Raw genomic sequence first — 22101 nt, 5'->3', positions numbered from 1 at the left:
TTTCGTAGGGTTGTGGCCTACGAAACGCACACTGAAAGGCGGGTGGGCCGTGAGTGTGGTGAGAGGAACGCCCCTGCCGGCGGAGTTGGCGCGATCCGTCATGCGAACGTTCCGTCCTCAGGACGTAGCTCACGTGTACGCGCACCCGCGGCCGGAACTGTCGCGGCTCACTGACAGGGGCCTGCTGCACAGGGTCGCGCCGGGCTACTACATCGTTGTCCCGCAAGAGCAGGTGGGACGACGGTGGCTTCCCGACCTCGAGGCTGCGGCCGCGGGGGTCGCGTCGACGATCTACGGAGCAGACCACGCGGTGCTGATGGGTGTCAGCGCTGCACGGGTTCTCGGCGCGATCCCACGTGCACTGGCCACTGCCGTCGTCGCCGTTCCCCGTGCGCACCGGCCCATAGAATTGAGCGACCGCGACGCTACGGTCCGGTTCGTGCAGCGTGATACGGACTCGCTCGATGCGGAACGTGTGGAGACATCACTCGGGCCTACGCTTGTCACTACTCCCGAACAGACAGTGCTCGATCTCGCCCGTCGCCCGTTTCTCGGTAATGCAGAAGATGAGGTTCCCGCTGCGACCGTAAATCTCTACAGCCGCAGTGATCCTGAACGGCTCGAACAGCTTGCGGTGCCGCAGCGCCTCGTTTCAGCATTGCGTCGTGCTGAGTCTTGGGTAGGAATACGTTCATGAACCTCGACGAACGTGACGCTGTTGCTGCGCAGTTCGGGGTCTCGGCGGAGCAGGTGGAACGCGACCACCTCATCTCCCATCTGCTCGCCGCGATTGCAGGACGATTCGTCGACCACCTGCACTTCATCGGCGGAACTGCGCTCGCACGCACCTATCTCCCGCATGGGCGTCTCAGCGAAGACATCGACCTCGTAGCTTTAGGTAACCGCACGGAGTTGGCTGCTAAACTCGATGCTGCGCTTGAGCGCGCTGTCGCGCGGACTCACGGTCGATTGGTTTGGGATCCGGCGCTTTCTGTCGTCAAAGACACCCAGGCAGCGAATCTCCGCACCGCCAGTGGCCTTTCTGTCAAGATCCAGTTGCTGTCCTCGCGAGACCGCACTGTGTGGCCTGCGGAATCCCGAGATCTGGAACAGCGCTACAGCGACGCACCCCAGGCGATGTTGATCGTGCCTACGCGGTCTGCCTTTGCGGCGGCAAAGACCGCGACATGGCACGATCGACGTGCTCCGCGCGACCTGTGGGATCTGTGCGCACTGGCCGAGATCGGAGCGATCGATGCGGAGGCCGCTAGGTTGTTCCGTAATTACGGTCCGACGAACAGGATGCCAGGAACGCATCTGTTCGAGCAGCCACCCAGCGAAGCGGACTGGCGGTCTCAACTTGCTGGTCAGACTCGTCTGACCAGGACTGCATCCGAGACGCTTGTCATTGTCCGTGACGCGTGGGCGCGCGCCGCGCACTGATGGTTGCTTCTAGTCGGCGGCATCCGCAACGACCAGCAGTGAAGTCAGAGGAATTACCGACCGCCAATGATCGGGAAGGGTCTCGTAATGGTCGAGGACAAGGGTGACTACGTCTTCGCCTGAGAGTAGACGCAGGCCGGAGCGCTGCCGTTCGATCATCAAAGCATCGCGGCTATATGCGCCCAGCGCGACGAACAAGGCAAGTTCCCCGTCTCCTTGGCTACCGATCAGTTGCTGAACTTCGGGCGCACCGGTGGTGTTGGTGCGATGTTTGCATTGGACCTTGATCTGAGGCGGTTCGACTCCGAGAGGGTCTTTGTGTGCGATCACGTCGACGCCGCCGTCCTGGGAGTAGGCCGTGACTCGAGCTTGGTATCCCATTGCTCTGAGTAAGTCTGCGGTGAATTCCTCGAATTGCCGGTGAGTCAGCTTGGTGCTCAACGACTCCAGTATGAAATCCCGGGTGTGCCGTTCGATCCTGGAAGCGCGAGGCTCTTCGGAGGGTTCGTCTTGTGAACGCTGGGCGGCGGCATCATCGACGACACGGGTGACGGTGTCGACATCGTCGACTGCAGCATCGGTTTCGAGTGCGGCGAGAAACTCTGCTGTATGTGTCTTGATTCGAAACAGAGTCAATGCTGATCCGATTTCGTACAACGCAGGCTGAGTGAAGACGGTTCGTGACAATCCGGTCTTCTTCCACTCGACTCGCACACGGTGACGGTGAGTAGGCGCCGAACTTTCATAGTAGTAACCACTGGTCACTACGCCGATATTTATCGTACTGTCCGGCTTGTACGGCGCCACAATGACATCGCCTGGCTTGATCTCGTGACCGACCTTGTACAGGATGCCCGCCCAATTGGCTACCGCCCCCGGCTTACTGTCGGGCCGATCGGTGACGAGCCGTTGTTTGAGTTCGTCACGTCCACCAGGGATCTGATGAAGGTCCCGATCTCGTCCCAACCGATGCTGACGAAGCCCTCGTTCACAAGCTCTTCGGTCAGCGTGTCGTTGTGGATTCCCCAGACCGTCATTTTGCCTGTTCCCGTCTCAGCGTCGATCCCATGCATGATGTGAACCATATGCGTCCAGACGTGGGCCGTGGCCGGCGGCTGGGTTGGCTGTGAATCTTTGCTTCGAGGGCTGGGGCGACCGAGCCCGGAACAGCTAGCGTCGATGTCCTTGACCATCGCAGTGTTCGCCCAACGTCATCGTGAATCGACCCGGGTCTGGTGCACATCAAAGTCTCAACCCGGTCCAGGGCGGTTCACGGACTGGCGCACGGTACTCAGCAAAGATCGATGTTGGTTGGGATGACCGCTTGTGACAAAGGCATGTCGGGTGGCCTACCAGCGGCATGGGTAGGTGCGGTGAAGAACCTGGCGCGAATCTGAGAGTGAGAGAGTTTATCGCGCCCCGCAGGGTCTCCGTTACGCGAGACAGCGAAGGCGAGGGTCGAATTCCACCATGTCGGAGCGATTAGGAAGAATGTCCGAAATAATGAACTACCGACGAGAGATGGCAAGGAGGTCGTCGTGAGCGATTCAACCGCCAGCACGCGCGTGGGCTTGCTGGCATGCGTCAGTCAGCAACTCGGTTAGGAGCATTGGGTGCACGCATTCCGTAGGCGCCAGGACGGACGGTTGGCGCCTTCGATCGAAGACGGCGCCCCAACACGTTCCAGCTGACGACCGCTTATGGAAGTCCTTCACAAGGCTTCCGTACATACCTCCGGCAAGCCAAGCGCGGCGTTCGCGTGGCTTCACGAACGATAGAAGATGGCAGTGATGAGTGTGGCAACTTCGAGCGAACCTGTGGACGACGCCGAGCGCCTGAGCGGTGTGGTCGCCAAATGGCGCACTTCTCTGGTGGACTTGAGCGGTCGAAACCGCCTGTTGAACTTCCGCCACACGCGCGCGGCAACGCTGGAGATCACACATCCTTCTGCCGTTGCACTCGTCGCGGGCCTTGAACGCGGATGGGATTTCGAGCACCTTCCGGAGGAAGAATCTGAACCAGGCCAGCGGATCGTCCCCGATACAACAGGTAAGAACCAGCGGGTTGTGACCCAGAAGACGACTGCACCCGCTCTGTTGCGAGCACAAAGCAATCTTCGGAAGAAGTCGACTCAGGTCTTCAATGACTACGGCATTTGGACACTTCAGTTGGGCGTCGGAATGCTCAACTGGCGAGAAGATGGTGCGGAAGCGGGAAGTGATGCTCCCCTCGTACTATTTCCGGCGTCACTCGAGCGCACTGCGAACGGTCGGATCCGGCTCGTTCTCAATGAGGATGCGGAACCGAAGCTCAATCCTGCATTGCCAGTGAAGCTGGAACAGTTCCATATCGACTGGTCGCCTGTCGGGGAGCTGGATCCGACGGACGTGAACTCGGTGATGGCCGCAGCGAGGTCGTGCGTTGCCGGAAAAGCAGGTTGGCAGGTGACGGAGCGCGTGGTCCTAGGGCAGTTCGCGTCGCATAAGGAGTCCATGTACCAGGACCTATTGGAGAACGAAAAGGAGGTCATGCGTAGCGACCTCATCAAGGCTGTTGCACTCGGTCCCGCTGCAAAATTGGCAGCCGACCGTTTTGACTTCGAGGAAGTTCAGCTCGACCGCATCGATGAGCTTGCACCTCCGGAGGAAAGCCCACTCGTTTTGGACGCTGATTCGTCGCAACGGCAAGCGATCGCTGCGGCGGTGGCGGGCAATTCATTCGTGATGGATGGCCCTCCGGGCACCGGCAAGAGTCAGACGATCGCCAACATGATTGCAGGGCTGATCCATGCTGGTCGAAGCGTGTTGTTCGTGAGTGAGAAGGCCGCAGCCCTCGATGTGGTTCTTGACCGTCTTCGCGCGGTTGGACTGGGTTCATATGTCCTGGCATTGCATAGTAATTCTGCGAGTCGAGGTGCGGTCGCCAAGGAACTAGGCCGTGCGTTGGACGAGGAACCTCGGGCTTCAGGGTTGACGGACGTTGCAAAGATGGAGGTGCGAGAGGCGCGTGAAGCGCTCACCGGGTACGCCGACGCTATGAACGAGACTCGTGATCGGTTGGGGAGGACCCTTCACGATGTGATCGGCAGGATTGGGGTCCTTTCCGGAACCACGATTGCATACACCGACCCGTCCACTTCAGACAGCGGCTTCCGAGTGGAGGAACTCGGTAGCCGGGACCTGGACAGCATCATTGCGGCGACCGAGGTGATTTCGAGGGGGTGGGCTGCAATCGCGGACCCTAAATTCCCATGGAGAGATGTGCGTCGGGACGTTGGGAACGCAAGGCCAGCGCTTACCCAAGCCAAAACCGCGCTCGGGGAACTAGTGAGAACGGTCGACAAATTCCGTGAGTCGGCAGGATCCGAACTTCGTATGCGCGACGAACGTGATGTCGAGCGATTGGTCAACATGCTCATCTTGGTGCGTTCGAGGCTCCCGGTTCCACAGCAGTGGTTAACTACGCACGACTTCTCTGACGTGGTTGAAAACCGCACGGATAAATTCTTGGCAGAACTGGAGACTGCTCAGAGTGCGCTTCTCGAAGCACAATCGGTCGGTGGCGCGCGCTGGCAGGAATTGCCGCCCCGATTCGCAGCGGGTAGCAGCGCGGCAGAAGACGCCCTATCGGCGATGTCGCCCAAGGCGCTGGATCTGCGAGGGTTGGACGAACGCCAGGCCCGAGCGACCGCGGTCAGCTTTCGTGAAGTAGCCGAACAGTTGGAGCGGACGCACGGACTCATCATCCAGCTCGCAGACCTGCTTGGGCTCGAGCATCCGCAGGATGCAGAAGGGGCCTACAGGATTTGCGAAGTCATCGAACTCACCGCCACCGAACATCGGCCGCTTGGTCAGTGGCTCACTCCAAACGGTGCGAGCAAGGCACATCACGCGGCCGTGGAACTGATGGCAGAAAGAATTGATGCATTCATAACCAGGCGTGACCTTGCGATTCGAGCAATTGAACGAGCGGTTCAGTCGGCGGGTCCCCAGTGGCATCAGGTTGAAAAGTCACTCACCGCAGTACGGCCAGCGCCCGAGTTGGCGCTCGTGGAACTACATCCGCCGGGGTTGGGCCTCGAGCCGTTCAGCCGCAAACAGCTCGGTCGTATTCAGGATGTGCTCGCGGGGGCAGTATCGCTGCTCGAAGAAGGCGAGGTCTTGGCGGGCGCGATGGCTGACCGTTTGGGCTGCCCTGATCCTGATTCGGTCGGGGCGGCTGAAGCGCTCGTTGAACTTGTCGAGGTTAGTTCGATCCCAGATCGAGCGTTGAAGCAATGGTTCGACGTCGAAGTCCTCGAGCAGGTACGGGAAGCGGTCGCGGATGTGACTGCGGCGGTCGACCGGTTGTCTGCGGCTGAATCACACGGGAGCGACATATTCCTACCGACCATCGTCGAGGTACCTGATCTCCCGGACGTGATTTCTCGCCTTGATGAAGGACCTCGTGGCATCGGATCGTTCTTCTCCAAACAGGTTCGGGCAGACAGGAACCTGATCGCAGCGAGTACTGTCCACGGCACCTGGCGAGGGGACCACTACGATGCCTTACCCAGTGCATTGGAGTGGTACGCCGCACGCCAGAGCCTTGGCGCTTTATGCGATTTGCATGGCGCTTTGCTTGGGCGATTCGTGGACCCGCAGTGCGTGAGTGCGGACACCGATTCGCTTATCTCGGCGTTGGCTCACGCGGAAGCGGTCCATCGCCTTGCACCGATTGCTGTCGCGAATCCGGTAGGAAGAGAATCTATTGCGGGCGAGTTGCGCGACGGAGGTGCACTCGACCCTGTGTTGCTCGATAACGCGGCTCAGCTGAAGGAGCTGCTGGGCGCGTGGAGGAAAGCGCTCGAATATCCGGAACTTGCTGAGAAATCCCCTGAACTCTTGGGCGTCTCTCTTGGGCGCGCCGCGTACTGGGCAAGCGCTCACGCTGAACCGCTGCATCTCGCCTCTGAACTTATCGAAATGGCGCAGCCGACAATCGGCCGCTTCGCACCTGATGCCCAGGAGCATTCGCTTGGTACGGTCAGGGCTGCCATCGCGTACGCGCATGATGCTCGGGTGAAAGGGGAGAGGTTTCAAGCTGCGGAGTCTCAGGATCGAGAATTGCTCGGACCGTTGTACGACGGGCTCGATACTTCACTCGTCTCGCCGGACGGGACGCCAGTTCTTACCTTGGCAGGGCACGGATCTGCTGGCCGCCTCATTAAAGGTGCTCTCGAGAAGCTCGCTCGCCAGCCCGAATGTCGTGCATCCATCCAAAGGATCGAATTTCTTGATGGCTACGCTCCACAGGGTAATCCAGATGTAGTGCGACTTTCGGAGGCGCTCGAAGTAGCCGAATCAGCTGCTCGATTGGCGCCGGCTACTCTCTCTGACCCTCAGCAGCGTGTGAAGCTGGTTTCGGCGCTGGCCGGTGGACCTGCAACAGCGGAACTGCAGAGGATCGGGCAAGATCTCCTCGGTCGGCTTGCGGTATGGGAGCGAATGGTCTGTCGCCCTGAGCTGGAAAGCGCGGGCGCTGCCTTGCTGGCCATGCCAGCCGATGACGCGGCGAAGTGGTTCCGCAATCACTTGGAGCCTTTGTCGGAAGTCGCCGAACTATTGCGCGCGGTGGGAAGAGTAGTCGATGGAGCCGCGAATCTTACAGTCAAGGAGGCGCGTTCGATAGTTTCCGCAGTATCGAAGGCGCGTGAATCAGAAGAGGCCTTCTTGGCGGGTCATGAGCAGCACAAAGCTCTTCTTGAGTCTTTGCACGAAGGAATTGTCACCGATCCCGTACGGATCCGCGACGCTGTCGAGTGGGCCCGATCGGTCCGAAGGTCTGCGAACGACGGTGTATCGAGGCCTGTAGACGACCCTCTCGCGCTGCTGATGCTCACAACGGATCCGGACGCCTCGTTGCAGAGGCATCTTGAGGACTGGCGGCAGCAGAGAACGAGCCTCCTCGAGTGTTTCCAGAAGGAGCGTCGTCGGGAGCTTGATGGCGAGCTTTCCAGTACGTTGGTCCATGCGGTGGCGGTGCTTGACCTACTCGAGAGCGACCCATTTGGGCCGGAAACATGGGTGAGCTGTACCGATGCTCTTGTCGTTCTCAGCAAGTACCACTTGGACGGATTGCCATCGCAGCTTGCTCGGCGCGGTGTATCAGACCGCGAGTTCCCGTCTGCTGTCGAAAGGGCAGTTCTCGTCGCCTGGGTTGAGCGCCAACTCGCGGTTGACGAGAGACTCAAACCTCACAGAGCGAGTGATCGGGACAATCTTGTGACGCAGTTTCAACATCTTGACCTCCGGTTGGTTGAGAGCTCACACGCCGACGTGATTGTCGCCTGTAATGCGCGTCGGCCACGAAAGACAAACGTCGGACAGGCAGCGGCACTCCGTCGGGAAGCTGAGAAGCAGCGGCGCCATATGCCGGTCAGAAGACTCCTTGACGAGACGCGTGATGTCGTTCGCCTCATCAAGCCATGTTTCATGATGAGCCCGCTCACTGTCAGTCAGTTCTTGTCGGCGGACTATCGATTCGACGTGGTCATTTTTGACGAGGCTTCGCAGGTGCTGCCTCAGGATGCGGTGAACTCGATCTATCGCGGCGACGCGCTCGTCGTCGCAGGTGATGCACGCCAGCTACCGCCGACATCGTTCTTCAGTGCGGCAACTGACAGCGACGACGACGATGGATGGGATGAGGACGATGTCAGTTTTGAGTCGATCTTGGACGGTTGCAAGGCGAGCGGGGTCCTTCGTTCGCTCCCGCTTCGGTGGCACTACCGGAGTCGACACGAAAATCTGATCGCCTTCAGCAACTTTGAATTCTACGACAACTCCATGGTTACGTTCCCAAGCGCACGCGAGAACGGTCATGACATCGGAGTCCAGTTCTTCAAGGTCGACGGCGTATACGACCGTGGCGGACGTCGGGACAACCAGGTCGAAGCGGCTTACGTGGCCGAACGGGTCCTTCACCACTTTGCGACTCGGCCGAATCTGACCCTCGGTGTGGTCGCCTTGTCGAAGGCGCAGGCCGAAGCGGTCGAGGAAGCTGTTGAGCAGGCAAGGAAGACGCGACCTGAACTCGCGCAGTTCTTCACTGATGATCGTTTGGGTGGATTCTTCGTTAAGAATCTCGAGACCGTCCAGGGCGATGAGCGTGACGTCATCATTCTGTCTGTTGGATACGGCCCTGATGTGCAGGGTCGCCTTAGGTCCGAGTTCGGGCCCATCAATAGAGAAGCAGGTTGGCGACGACTGAACGTTGCTGTCACACGCGCACGTCGGCGAATGGAAGTTGTGTCCTCCTTCAGGGGTAATCAGCTGCCGGACAGTACTAATAGGAGCGTCCAGCACCTGAAACGATATCTGGAATACGCTGAACGGGGCGCGCACATCCTTGCCACTCAGCCGGCAGATCCTGACGCAGTTCCGGAGAGTCCCTTTGAGCAAGAGGTTCTCGATGTTCTAAGTGAATGGGGATATGCGGTGCAACCGCAGGTGGGTGTCGCAGGTTTCAGGATTGATATGGCAGTCCGTCACCCCGAGGCTCCTGGAACGTATGCCTTGGGAATCGAATGCGACGGCGCGATGTATCACTCGTCGCGCGCAGCTCGAGACCGAGACCGGCTTCGCGAATCCGTCCTCAGGGATCTTGGCTGGAAGCTCCACCGGATTTGGGGTACCGACTGGTACCGAAATCGACCAGCTGCGACGGCGCGTCTCCGAGAGGCAGTTGAAGCTGCGTGTGCCCTTGATCCGAACGCCGCGAGCGATCTTCCCGATCCCACCCAGCCAGAGGCCAATGCTCAAGCTGAAACGGGTGTTGCTCTGCAAGGCGCGACCCCTAATGGCCCGCGAGTTATCGAGTTCGTTCCTGTGGAGGAAGTTGTTTCCGAATGGGCGCGTGGCTATGAATCTGTCGGGAACGATGAGCTTTGGGAGACTCGACACGCAGCAGTCAATGAGTCCGTTGGCCATTGGGTCGATCTGCAAGAAAGTGGATCTGCGAGTGTGATCGCCGCGGTTGTGCTGAAGGTGCTCGACCGTGAAGGGCCGATCGAGGAGGATCTCATATTCATACGAGTGCGGACCGCGTGGACACTGTCCAAGTCGGGACAAGTCATTCAGCAACGGATCCGCGCCGTCCTGAAGGCCTTAGTCAAGAAGGAGCTCATCGTTCGAGTCGGTTCGGCATACAACCTCCCAGATCGGGAGATCGATGCTGCACGCACTCCTACTCCTCAGTGTCTCCGAAAAGTTGCTCAAGTGCCCGCAATTGAACGGCAGTTTGCTCTGGAGCATGTTGTGGCAGATAGTCCAGGGATCTCGCGTAATGAGTTGCTGCGGGAGGTTGCGCGTTTCTTCGGCTGGGCGAGAACGGGGTCTGATATCAAAGCGGCGTTGACACGGGACCTTGACTGGTTGATGGAACAGGGTGTTGTCGTGGAATCTGAAAGTGGTTACATATCTTTGGTTTAGGTCGATGACGAGCGGCAGCATGCAGTGTCGCGCATTGCCTGGGCGGACACTCATTCAGGTTGAGGTGAATGAATGCTTTGCTCTACAAATCACAAGACCCGCTAAGTCAGGTAAATTGAAAGAACGCCTAATGCAGCTATGGTGACCGTCGCTGCGGTGCCAACGCCAAACAGCCTGCTGCCTTGGTTTCGATTCTTGCTTCGGGACAATCCTTCTGGGCTTGCAGTTTCGCGCTCCCAGTTGAGCAGGAGCAGTTTGTATTCGACGAGTGAGGCCTGATGCTGAGCATCAATTTGTACCTGCTCTGTGGCTCGCTTGGCCTCGGCTGCAGCCTGCAATCTCTGCCACTCCTCGTATGCTGGGTTCGGCACAGTGGCATACCGAGGGCCGTGGGTTTTGATGCAAGTTGAGCCAACCCGTGCGCGCATGCTTTGTGGGTTCGTCAGTGCACGACCGCAAATCAGGCAGTGGGTGGCAAGCAGTGGAACTTGCTTCGCTGGTGCCCACGGCAGCCTATCGCGCTTCGCCTTCTTGGCACGGGGCTTCTGTGGTTGAGGCGGGTTTCTGTGTATGTACCACAGCACGGCACCTCGGATCAGCATAGCTATGGAAACCACGATGAGAGGGAGAAGTAAGAACAGGAACACCACGCTCACTGTGATGCTCGCGAGTGCGGCCAGTAGTCCGAAAGCAATCAACGCTATGGGCGTTCTCATGCGTCCCAGTTGATCGGTGATATCGATTTGAGATGAACTCGGCACGGTCCTTGATTCCTAGTGTTCTATTGGTGAGCCAAGGGTGTGAACCCAGTTGGAGCGCGCCGTTGACCCGCAAACCTGTCTTACCGTGTGCATTGTCTATCCCAGCAACTCCGACCGCCTCCCACTCCACGTCACCACCAACGCATCTCGCGCACGGCTGGCCGCGACATACAGCAGAGACCGCTCTCGCAGAAGCGCTTCGGCCTGTTCTTCCACCGGCACAGACCGGAGCGTTGCGGCGGAGGGGACATGCGCATGGTCTACGCCGGCAAGGATGACGCGTGAGAACTCCATGCCCTTCGCGCGGTGCATTGTGAGGACCTGCACGTGTCCAGAGGTTGCAGGGTTCTTGTCCAGCGCGCGCGCTTCGATACCACGCTCGCCGAGTGCCCGAACGAACTGGCTACGATCGTTCTGACCGCGTGTAAGGACAGCGATGGTCGACGGGTCGACCTTGGTCTCCTCGTCGTCGGGTTCGATCCAGCCGCGAATCAAAGCTGCGACCTGGTCCAGTTCGTCTGCGGGATCTTTACACTCGACCAACTGCGGATCCGGACCCAACCGAGCAGACCTGTATTCCGTCGTCGATTCTTCGCCCTGTTCGAGGTCCTTGTACTCCGCCCCGGCGAGAACGCTCACAGCGAAGTGCAGGTTCTGCGCCGTGGTGCGGTAGTTGAGTGTCAATCGCCGGGCGCGCCCCACAATCTTGATACCGAGCCGCCCGAGCACGACGGGCTGTCCGTAGATCCGCTGGTGGGAGTCTTCGGCGATGAACAGGTCGTTCGGACCTTCCGCGACCAGACTGCGAAGTAGAGCCCAGTGCGTTGCGTGCAGGTCTTGAGCTTCGTCGATGAGTACATGGTCAGCGATGAAGTCATTGCCGGCTTCGGCGCGCAGCCGTAGTTGTTCGGCGGCGAGCGCAAGAATCTCCGGGAAGCTCAGGCTGCCGTCCATGCGGCTCTGCCTTCTGAATGCCTCGACGAGCTTCCAAACAGCGATGCGTTGTGGGCGGGTCAGGCGCACGCCCCGGCCCGGACGTGCGACCTTTGCGTACTGTTCGAGCGTCGTCACCTTGTTGGCGAGAACCACAGCCACATACTCGTTCTCGAGGAACCCGGGTGTTGCGAGTTTCGGATCGAGCCCACTGCTGACCGACTGCGCGACCTCGCGCCACAGCTTGTCGGTGGAAGTTCTCTGGTGGGTGAGTTCTGTGCGATATCCGAGTACAGCTTCGGCAGCGTCACCGATGTCGCCGGTCTGGTTGAGCACTGCGTAGCCGAGCGCGTCGATGCCGTCGACGTAGATCCCTGGTTCGCCGGGGCGGTCCGCAACGGGAATCTCGGGGTCGAGGGTCTTCAATGCAGCCTTGAGATCAGCAGCAAGGGTCTTGTTGTAGGTGGTGAGCACAATCCGCGCGGTCGGGTCTGCCTTCGCCATGCGACGAGCCCGATGGATCGCTACCACGGTCTTGCCGGTGCCGGCGCCACCGGACAGGCGGAAGGCACCGTTGAAGTTCTGCTCGACATACTTGCGCTGCTCCGGATGCAAGAACGTCCGCCATGCCGCGAAGTCGCCACCCTCGATGACGCGACGAAGCTCCTCGTTGTCTTCGACGAACGTGAACTGCATCTTCGACGCAGGCTGTTCGAGCGCCTTCAGAATCTGCTCGTCCTCGTCGAGAGTGTCGTCGACGGGGCTGTCGGTGAAGCCGTGTTTCTCGCGGATCGAGTCGATGTGCAGGCCAGTGGCAAGGTCGAGTAGAGCACTGCCCTGCCATCCCACTGCATTCGCTGCGATGTCGAGAACGGCGTCCTCGTCGGGGGCGGCCAGTGCACGTTCGGCCAAGTCGAGTTTCAGGCCCAGGCGATCGGTGAGGTCCGAAAGACTGAACGTTGCACCGAGGTACGACTTCGGCTGTTCCTTCACAGCTCGGTTCAGCTCGCCTCGAGGATCGGGCACGACAGTTCGCTTCTTGCGGTCTTCTTCACCATCGAGTTCACCGACGATGCCTTCGAGGACGCCGTTGATCGGGTTCACCCGCAAGCGGGAACGTTCCGCCAGCTTGTTGGCCTCGTCATGCGGCCAGGTTCCCATGTAGATGAAGGTGGGGTCGTCGCCAAGCTTGTCGTCGACCTTGAACAGGATTGCTCGGAAGTGCAAGTCCACGCGGCCGGTGCGGACGCGCGGATCGACGGCGGCGTTGAGAGGCTCGATGTGGAGGCCAGGTGCGGTGTGGTCGGCGGAGAGCTTTTCGATGAACGCCCATACCTTGTCTTTGGTGCCTTTGTCGAGCTTCTTCATCGCCTTGGTGTTCGACGCGATGACAAGGTTCGCCACTAGACCACTCCGTTCTTCATCACTGCTGCGATTTGCGCGGCATCGGGCGGGCACAGCGTCCAACCCGCTTCGGACATCGCATGTGCGGTGTTGTCGTCGGCGTCGAGAAGCACCCCTATTTGGAGGTCATCCCACGCGAAGTCCACAACCTCGCCGCCGTCGATCTCATAGCCGACGGTCGGTATCGGAAGGCCGGTTGCAGCGAGTGCGGTCACCAGCTCCTTCTCATCGTCGGAGACAGTGGCGTCAAAAAGTTCCTGCCACTCCGAGGCTAGCGGGATCAAGGCTGGGGCGCCGGTGTCATCGCAGCTACCAGTGGTGACACGGTGTCCATCACCGATTTCCAACGGATTTGAAGCCAGTGCGGTCAGCCACCGCACGACCGTTCCCGAGGTGATCAGGCGGTGGAACTGAGGCATCATGCTCTCGACCTGAAACATCATGCTCAGGGCGGCGAGAATTTCCTCAGCCGTTGCCTTTTCGATGAAGCCCTCGGTCTCCAAGTCGGGCAGGTTCTTGCCTGGAAGCGCCGCCTGAGGGTTCGCGACGGTGAACTTTGCGAACGCTTTGGTGAACTCGGCGCGGAGGTCCCGACTGTCCTCGTCAGTGGCTACGGTAGAAGAGAGTTCCACCATGCTGGGAAGGAACTTCGTCAGCTCCGCATACGGACCGGGTTCGTCCACGGTCTCCTCGAGATCGGTGGTTTCGGTATTGCGGAGTGTGAACACCAGATCGTCGGTGTCGATCTCGAGGTGGTTGAACAGCTTCCGCAGGGTCGACAGCTTCGAGCGGGTGGAATTTGCCGTCATCAGTGTCAGTCCCGGTACCACCGCGGATTCCCAGGAAGGTATCTCGTATGAATCATCGACTACCGTCAGATCATTCGATTCGGAAGCGTACGCGAAGACCTCTTCGCGGCGTTCATCGACGAGAAGGCGGATCACCTCGACGTACGCAACCTTCCAGCTAGCGACCGTCTTGCGTGTGTCGCCGAACTCGAACGAGACGATGGTGCGGTTGGTGAAGGACTCGTCGTCGCCCATCGGTACGGTAGGCAGCGGCGGCACGTAGGGCTCGAAGTCCGTGGATGGCAGCGGCCAGTACTTCAGCGCGATGCCGGTCAGCTCCCGGGTTCGTTCCTCCAGCTGCGTCACCATCCAGACATCCGAACTCTTCAGCAGCGCATTGAGACGATACGGTGAGGCGTCGAACCCGTTGTCGCGCTTCTTCTTGTCCGCGAACGCTGAGTTGGAGTAGCTGGAGTTGTAGCCGGTTACCGTCAGGTTGCCGATGCGATTGCACCAGGTTGCGTGGATTTCCTCGGAATCGGGGCCCAGGTCCTGCCGCCACGCCGTGGTCAGCGTCTGGGGCATGATGTGCTCGATGCTGATCGATTGGCTCTCGAGCGCTTTGGCGATGTCGTGGGTGTCGTTGGACCAGTTGTTTTCGAGGCACTCGAACAGGTAGCTGCGGTTCTCGCCCTTTATGTTGTACAAGTTCCGGGTGGCGAAGGAGTCCTTGAACTCATCGTCGGTGGGGAACCGGCCAGAGGCAGTCCGTCGGCGCAGCGAATACGCCAGGACATCGGAGAACCGGTCGCCCTGGCCGCGGAGGCGATGAATCTCGGAGTACAGGGTCGCGAAGATCTTGTTGAGACCGTGGGTCGGGACACCGCTGATGAAGCGTCGGAACAGGTAAGAGTCAAGGATTCCGACTACCTCGGTGAAGTCCTCCTCTGTCACTGTTTCGGCCTTCACCTCGCCGAGCAGTGGCATGGTCAGCGGCAGTGTCACGTCGTGCTTGACCATATTGAAGCGACGTAGTCGCTTGTCCGCGGCGGCGATTCCGGTCCTGGCGGTGTTGAGTTCGCGGCTGTAGTCGGCGTAGTCGCGCATCTCGGAGAGGATGTCGCGGGTGTTTGCCTTGGCGTTCTTCTGGTACTCGCGGAACGCCTCGTACACCCCGTCCTGTCGCGGTGTCTTGCCTGTCTTCGACACCAGGTAGAAACGGATGAACCAGTCAGTGCGGTACTCGACCGCTCTCTCGATGCGGTTCCAGTAGTTTTCGTACAGATCCTCTTGCTCGTGGCTCGGCTGGTGCATGAGCACAACGTTGCGGATCTTGTCGGCTTCGCTGAGTTCGAGGCCAGTGGAGTTGATGCTCTCGAAGATCCGTTGCGGATCGTCCTGCTTTTCCAGGTCCAACGCCATCACCTGGAGACGGAAAATGGCCTCCCAGATCTGGTCACCATCGAGATCACCCCCGGCGATACGCTCGCGGAAGTACCGGTAGTTGGCGGTGATGGTGGATGACTCGATCGGGGTATCTGCGCGAAGCAGGCGGCTGTAGGCGTCGTTGTCGTTCTTGACCGGCTTGAGCTTGAACTTGATCGCCTCGTGTTTGGCCTTGAGCACGAGGAAACTATCGCGGATGTCCGACGCCAGGTTCGGATCCTTGGAAGAAACGGTGCCCTCATCGAGTGAGTGGACCAGCGCAAGCATCAGCAAACTCGTGGTGGTCAGCCGCTGCTGGCCGTCGATCACGACGTAGGTGAAGGACGTCTCCGGGTTGCCCACGATCGCGCCGAAGAAGTGCGTCTCTCGGTCCTGGCGGATGATGTCGACCAGATCGTCGAACAGCCTGGCACAGTGTTTGATCTTCCAGTCGTAGTTGCGCTGGTACACCGGGATCAGCAGGTGCTTGCTGTTGCCGTCGAACAGCTCGGTGATTCGCCTGATACTGCCCTTCACTGGCTAGGACACTCCGTTCTTCAATGCTGCTGCGATCTGTTCTATATCCGGTGGGCACATCGTCCACCCGGATTCGGACATCGTACGAATGACCGCGTCGTTCGGTTCGACCAGTACGCCGATGCGGTGGTTTCCCCACACGAAGTCCACCACGTCGCCGTCGTCGGTTTCGTAGCCCACCTCGGGTACGGGCACGCCGGCATTGGCGAGTGCGAGGACGAGTTGCTTCTCGACGTCGGAGACGGTGGAGTCGAACACTTCCTGCCATTCAGGGCTGAGTGCAGCTGATGTCGGCGCTTCGACGGGTGCACTGGAGTCGAGCTCCAACAACTTCCGGGTGGTGATGCGATGGCTACCGCCGAGGCCGAACCAGTTGGACAGTCGTAGCCATTCCTTCCAGGCGCGACCGTCGAGCATTTCGATCCGCTCGTCGTGATCGTCCACCACGACGACGGCATTCATCGCGCGGGTACCGGTTCGCATGGTGGCGGTGACGGTCAGTGGTCCGTCGGCGTATGCCCAACACATGTCGACGCCGTTCCCGAATGTGGCCTTGCCGCCGTCGAGAAGATCGAGCGCGGCGGTGGCGATGGTGTCGCCGTCTCCTTTAGCGCGGTTACTGCCGTTGACGAACGCGAACGGCAACCAGCGACCGACCATCTCCCATGCTTCGAGTTCTGGGTCGCTGATGAATGCGAGCAGCATGGTGATCGGATCTGCGGACAGCAGTTTGACGATCGCTGGCCGGAGATTACCGGCTTTCATCACGTTTGCAGCGACCTGGTCGGTGAGCCACGCCGGCGTCACCGTTTCGTTCTCCTTGAACCGTTGCAGGTCCTCGTGTCCGAAGGACCAGACAAGGTGCCCACTGTCGCGCAGGATCGCTCGCTTGGTCGCGTCGTCGGCGAGGCGATTGAGGTTGCCAGGCATCGCGTGGTATTTCCTGCCGTCTGCAAACAGCGCGATCCGCGGGATATCCGGATCCGGGGTGCTCAGCTCATAGTCCGGCTTCGAATTGGCCATATGCACCTGCGGTGTGAGCTTCCACGTGCGGATCTTCTTGCCGGGAAGCACAATCGACGCGGACGGTCCGTAGGTGCCGGGGGATTCCTTCACGGTCGCGCCGATGGAGCGCAACCGCTCGACGAACGCGGCGTAGAACTCCTTCTCCAGCGGAGATTCCTCGCTACCGACCGGCTGCGAGGGCGCTTCCTCAGTGACCGCCGCAAGCCACGCCTGTTGGTCCGGTTCTGCGTCATTGTCGACGCCGAGGATCTGCTCGAGCACCCGCACCGCGACCTTCCGCGAGACCCGGTCGAGTTCGTGCGGCGGCGAGAACGGCAGCAGGCACTTGTGGCATGCCAACCGATCGTGGTCGGCGCAGTCGCAGCTCTTCACCACGGTACGCGCAGCGTCGAGCACCGCCCATACCTTCGCCGGGTCGGCGAACTCGGCGAGGTAGCCGGTGCCGCCGGGGACGGTGTCGTGGATGAGTAGCGCCCGCTGAGTCGGTGCGTAAAGGGCGTCGGTGATGGTGACGACGTCGAGGTGTTCGGGGGACCCTCCGATCACCTGTCGCAGACCCAACAGGATCGCCGCGCTGAGGCTGGGATGCGCGAACATGTCGTACTCGAGCGAGCGGGGCAGGTGCAACAGCACACCCTGAGTGCGCAGCGTCCGTGCGAGTGCGATCTCCCGGACGTGTTCGGTCGTTGCGTTCCGGTGCCGACACCAACTGCGGTGCTCGTATCGGGAATTGCGGCCCACAGCCTTGTCAAGCTGCCCGCACGACGAGCACACCCGGAACAACCCGGTAGTGGATTCCTGCCCGGCGATGTGACGGGTGCGTCCCTGCGACGTGCGTCGACCCATGTTCAGCCAACGAACGTCTATGCGGCGCAAGTATTCCGCGCCAAATTCGTGGTCCTCGACGAACCACGCGCGGTCCACGTTGACGGGGTCGATGTCGGCGGCGGTGACGACGGTGAACGATTCCTTGTGCCGTTCGTCGCGAGAATCGTTGATGGATGCTTCGTCGCGGCGAACTTCTGCCGACACACGAGCCATCTCGACCACTTGCAGTTGCTGGCTGACGTCGGCGATGGCCCCGGTCCCGCAGCGCGGGCACGAGTGCACGATCGGGGGTTCCTCCCCAGCGAGGGTGATCCCTGCCCATCCGCACTGCGGGCACAGCCGCCAGGTATGGATGTTGGACTCGCCGGCGCCGAGATCGACAGCGTCGATGCGTACGGCCAGGCCCTGCGCGTAGAAGGTGGCGCCGGGCGCGAGTTCGGTCAGTGCGACCCGCGAGCCGCGCTGGTAGCTGGTGGCCTCGCCCATGTATTGGTTGGTGTCCGGGTCGATCCAGGTGACGCCGACGTCGAGGGTCACCGAGTCGTCGAGCAGCGTGTAGTTCGGCAGCACGCCGTAACGCTCGAGAACGCTGATCCAGTAGTCGTCGGTGAGATCGTGGATCTGTCCGCCGAGCAGCCGCAGGGACCCCTTCGCGGTGCGCAGGTCGCGCAGGTCATCGTCGGTAGCGGCGGGCGACGCCGCGCGGCGCTCGAACTCGGGCATCTCGGCTTCGACGGCGGCACGGCGCGCGGTGAGTTCGGTGAGGTCGCGGTTCCAGCGGTGCACGGCCTCCTGCAGATCGGAGATAAGTCCGCTGGGCATTCCATCGTCACCCGGGGTTGCCCAGGTGCGCAACGAGTCTCGGGTCGCGGCGTCGAGGACGTCGTCGAACTGAGCGAGGAACTCGTCGACCTGCTGATCGGCGTCGGTGGCCACCGAGGTGAGCAGACCCGCCATCCAACTGTCCGGGTCGAAGCTGCCGAGCACGGCGCGGGCGCCGCGCGGGGCGACGGTGTTGGGGTCGCGGGCGAGCCGGTCGATCACGTGCGCGACGTACTGGCGCTGCAGGATCTCCTCGGCGGTGAGGAAGGTCGCGGGCGGGCGGACGACGCCCTGGATCACCGACGTCGGGTCGTACAGCTTGGGTAGGTGTTCGCCGCGACCGCGGACGAACGCGAGGACCAGCGAGTTGCCGGTCAGACGTCCGGCGCGGCCGACACGCTGCAGATACGACGAGACGGTCCGCGGCAGCGACCCGAGCATCACCGTGGACAGGTCGCCGATGTCGATACCCATCTCGAGGGTCGGGGTGGCGACGAGGACGTTGGGGGCTTGCGGGTCGCCGCCGCGTTTGAACGCGGTTTCGTAGCCGAGTCGGGTCGCGGTGGGCAGCAGCGACGTGTGCTCGCGCGCGACGACCCGCTTCATCTCGGAGCTGTCGTAGAGGCGACGATAGAAGTTCTGTGCCTTCGGCGCGCGGGTGAGCGTGCCGGGGCAGCGGACGAGCAGGCATGGTGCGCGGTCGAGTTCGTCGACCACCCTCGCGGAACCCGGGGTGGGAGTTTGGCACACGCTGCACACCAGCAGGTGCCGGCGCGCGGCGAGATCCTCGTCCGACGGAGCCGAGACAGTGATCGCTGTGGGCGGCAGGCCGTAGGCGGTGAGTCCGCTTTCGGTGAGGATCGCGGTGAGCACTCGTTGTTCGGCGAGGACGGAGAACAGCGACCGTGCGAGGAAGCTGCCGTCGAACGGGGAGACATCGAGGCATTGGGACGCCCAGCGTGCGTACCAGGAGGAGACGGCGGTGATCGCGTCGAATCCCTCGGGAACGGTGCGTGATCCGATCGCGGGGAACGCGGGGGCCGGTCGGCCCTTCGGGAACGCGGGCATGCCTTCGCCCTTGGGGCGGGCGCCCCATACCCAGCGGCGGTTGGCGTCCTTCTCGATGTACTTGAGCAGCCACGGGTGGCGGATGGCGCCGCGGGTGCGGACCCGTTCGACGGTGCCGCGGACCCAGCGGGCGATCGCTGCGTTGTCCGGCGGTGTGAGCGAGAGCTGGTGTTCGGTGGCATTGAGTGCGGCACGGCCGAGCCGCACTGGGCGTTCCGGTCCGCCGAGGTCGACTTCGGCGACGGCGCTGCCGGTGAGTTCGAGGGTGCGGCCGAGTCTCGACTGCAGGCCGAATTCCAGGTCGATGTCGAATTCGAGGCGCTTTTCCACCTTCTTGGTCGCGTCCTTGCGGGCCTGGGTCGGGGCGTCGGGTTTCCAGAATGGGGTGAACTCGTCGTGATCGACGATGTCCGGGGCGAGCAGGTGGTAGCGGCGAGCCGGATCGTCACCGGCGCGGGAGACGACGGCCTCGCACAGCTCCGGCAGGCTCAGCGCGGAATCGCCGAGGGCACTGCGCAGCGTCGAACGCAGGCTCAATGTGTGCGAGCGGGCCTGGACGAAACCGGCGCGGTGCGCGGCGTCCTGCACGCTGTCGGTGAACATCAACGCCTTCTTCTCCTCGGCGTCGAGGGAGGCGTCACCGAAGAGGTTTGACAGCGTCACCGAGAGCTGGGTGGCGACGGCACTACCGAGGAAGCGGATGCCGTCGGCGACACCGCAGGCCGGGCATGTGTCGTTCTTGGAGTCCTCCTCGGCGTTCTCACCGGTGAGGACGAGCACCGGCAGGACTTTGCCTTCGAGTTGCTCAGTGCCGTCGGGATCGGGTGCATCGTCGGAGATTTCGCGGTCGTCGATGCGGAACCAGCGCAGATCCTCGATGGGTGAATCGGGTCGGGTTGCGCCGAGTAGTGCTTCGGCGGGCGCTGAGATCAGCGCGCGGAAGCGGGAGGCGCCGGCAGCATGGTCGGCGCGAATGGCGTCGTCAGTGACGTCGAGGGTATGGCCGGTGGGCGCGAGGCGTGCACCCCACCCGGAGCGGCCGCAGTGCCGGCAGAAGACAGCCGGCAGGTGCATGACGTCGCCGTCTTCGTGGACGCCGTCGTCGGACCAGCGATACGACGTGCCCGTTGCGACAGCTCGATCGATACGGGACAGTTCCCGAATCCACAGGTGCACATCGACGTTCAACGCAGAGCGTCCCACTTCGGCGCGGATGTGAGACAGCGCAGCGAACAGGTAGTCGAGGAACCGCTGCTGCTCGGCGCGAACTCGGCGGGTGTCACGCTCAGAGGTGGGGGCGTCGAACAGTGCCACGGTGAGGTCAGCGAGGGAGATCGCGTCGACGGCGTGGTCGAGCAACCGGTGCATCAGAGGGTGCGCCTTGAGCAGGTGCAGTTGCTCGGCAGCGTCGAGGTGGCGTAGCTCGGTGGGAGAAAGCCCGCGATCGGTGTCGAGGTCGTCGGCGCGCTCGAACAGCTCTGCCAGCACGGCGGCCGTGAGTGCAGCGTTCCCGAGAGTTCGGGCTGTGTCATCTAGATCTGTGATGGCGTCGGTGATCGACGGAGTGATCGGACGATACAGCCGGTCGAGCGTGGTGTCACGGTCGGCGAGCCACTCCGACGTACTCAACCGGGTCTCGCCGATGACGGCATCTGCGTCGAAGCTTTCACCGAAGACGGTGTGTGCGAACTCGAGCATCGCGGTGGGTTCGGCTTTGGACCCGAGGGTGGCGGAGGTGGCGACGGGCGTGATGCGGCCAAGCGGGCGGGCGCGGTCGGCCTCGGTGACAGGGGAGGCGTCGGTCCAGTGGGACTTGACGGTGAGGCCGAGGCGGCGCAGCAACATGGCGACGTCGGTGCCTTGGGCGCCGTCGTAGGTGTGGAATTCGTCGAGGACGACGTACTGTAGCGAGCCCGCGGAGAGGCGCCAGATGTCGGCGCGGTCCGGATGCAGCAGTAGATGGTCGAGCATTTTGTAGTTGGTGAGCAGGATGTCAGGGGGTGCGGCGTGCATCAACGAACGGTCGGTGATGAGGCCCTCTTCGGTCACCTTCGTTCGCCCACCGGTGGATTGTTCGCCGGTGTAGAGACCAGCGGAGACGCCGGAGAGCTCAGGGTATTCAGTGATGAGACGCGCGAGGCGCTCCGCCTGGTCGTTGGCGAGCGCGTTCATCGGGTAGAGGATGAGTGCCTTCATCCCGGTGACGCCCGCGGCCTTCGAGCGCAGGACGTGCTCGAGGATCGGGTAGAGGAATGCCTCGGTCTTGCCCGAGCCGGTGCCGGTGGTGACGAGCGTGGGCTGCGGTCGATTGTGGAACTTGGTTGAGAGGCGTTCGAACGCGGCGCCTTGGTGGCCATAGGGTATGAATCCCGTCGGCCACCAGTCCAGGTGCATGCTCCAGTTGCCTCCGGCCGGTGCGAACGGAAGTCGAAGGCGGACGTAGGGGCCTTTGAACATGCCGGTGTCGGGGTGACCGACGAAGTCCGACAACGCGCTCTGCGCGTCGGGGTCGGTGAGGGCGAACGTGGTCGCCAGGTAGTCGGTGAGGCCCTCGCGCAGGTGGTTGGCCTGGATGGTAGGTAGCAGCGCGCCCAT

9 protein-coding genes are annotated in these 22101 nt (G+C 61.6%); 3 read left to right on the top strand and 6 right to left on the bottom strand.

Annotated elements, in window-relative coordinates; genetic code table 11:
- The first annotated feature begins 49 nt into the window (after positions 1-49).
- Both ACZ46K_RS23840 and ACZ46K_RS23835 read left to right on the top strand, forming a co-directional pair.
- Entirely contained in the window at positions 50-697 is a 648-nt protein-coding gene (locus ACZ46K_RS23840; RefSeq protein WP_054804721.1) for a type IV toxin-antitoxin system AbiEi family antitoxin, read from the top strand.
- Complete coding sequence (locus ACZ46K_RS23835; RefSeq protein WP_464745108.1) at positions 694-1443, top strand: nucleotidyl transferase AbiEii/AbiGii toxin family protein; 750 nt, start codon at positions 694-696, stop codon at positions 1441-1443. The genes ACZ46K_RS23840 and ACZ46K_RS23835 overlap by 4 nt, the downstream gene beginning before the upstream one ends.
- A 9-nt stretch (positions 1444-1452) precedes the next feature.
- On the opposite strand, the gene ACZ46K_RS23830 is transcribed toward ACZ46K_RS23835, so the two are convergent.
- The gene (locus ACZ46K_RS23830; RefSeq protein ID WP_464745107.1) at positions 1453-2250 is read right to left on the bottom strand and encodes a restriction endonuclease; all 798 of its coding nucleotides are present in this window, start codon (positions 2248-2250) and stop codon (positions 1453-1455) included.
- Between the two features lie 59 nt (positions 2251-2309).
- Positions 2310-2516, bottom strand: coding sequence for a hypothetical protein (locus ACZ46K_RS23825; protein WP_464745105.1), 207 nt, complete (start codon positions 2514-2516; stop codon positions 2310-2312).
- A gap of 708 nt (positions 2517-3224) precedes the next feature.
- Here ACZ46K_RS23825 and ACZ46K_RS23820 point away from each other — a divergent pair.
- A complete protein-coding gene (locus ACZ46K_RS23820; RefSeq protein WP_464745104.1) occupies positions 3225-9914 on the top strand; it encodes a DUF3320 domain-containing protein in 6690 nt (2229 codons plus the stop codon).
- A 101-nt stretch (positions 9915-10015) separates the two neighbouring features.
- Here ACZ46K_RS23820 and ACZ46K_RS23815 read toward each other — a convergent pair whose 3' ends face one another.
- The 4 genes from ACZ46K_RS23815 to ACZ46K_RS23800 all read right to left on the bottom strand — a co-directional run bounded on the left by ACZ46K_RS23815 (position 10016) and on the right by ACZ46K_RS23800 (position 22101).
- The gene (locus ACZ46K_RS23815; protein ID WP_464745102.1) at positions 10016-10675 is read right to left on the bottom strand and encodes a hypothetical protein; all 660 of its coding nucleotides are present in this window, start codon (positions 10673-10675) and stop codon (positions 10016-10018) included.
- 96 nt (positions 10676-10771) lie between these two features.
- Entirely contained in the window at positions 10772-13012 is a 2241-nt protein-coding gene (locus ACZ46K_RS23810; RefSeq protein WP_464745100.1) for a 3'-5' exonuclease, read from the bottom strand.
- Positions 13012-15762, bottom strand: a complete 2751-nt coding sequence (locus ACZ46K_RS23805; protein WP_464745098.1) for a DUF262 domain-containing protein — start codon at positions 15760-15762, stop codon at positions 13012-13014. Before ACZ46K_RS23805 ends, ACZ46K_RS23810 begins: the two co-directional genes overlap by 1 nt.
- 3 nt (positions 15763-15765) lie before the next feature.
- Positions 15766-22101, bottom strand: coding sequence for a DEAD/DEAH box helicase (locus tag ACZ46K_RS23800; protein ID WP_464745096.1), 6336 nt, complete (start codon positions 22099-22101; stop codon positions 15766-15768).

The sequence above is a fragment of the Rhodococcus sp. JCM 9793 genome, assembly GCF_055380405.1.
This window is presented reverse-complemented; position numbering and strand designations above follow the sequence as displayed.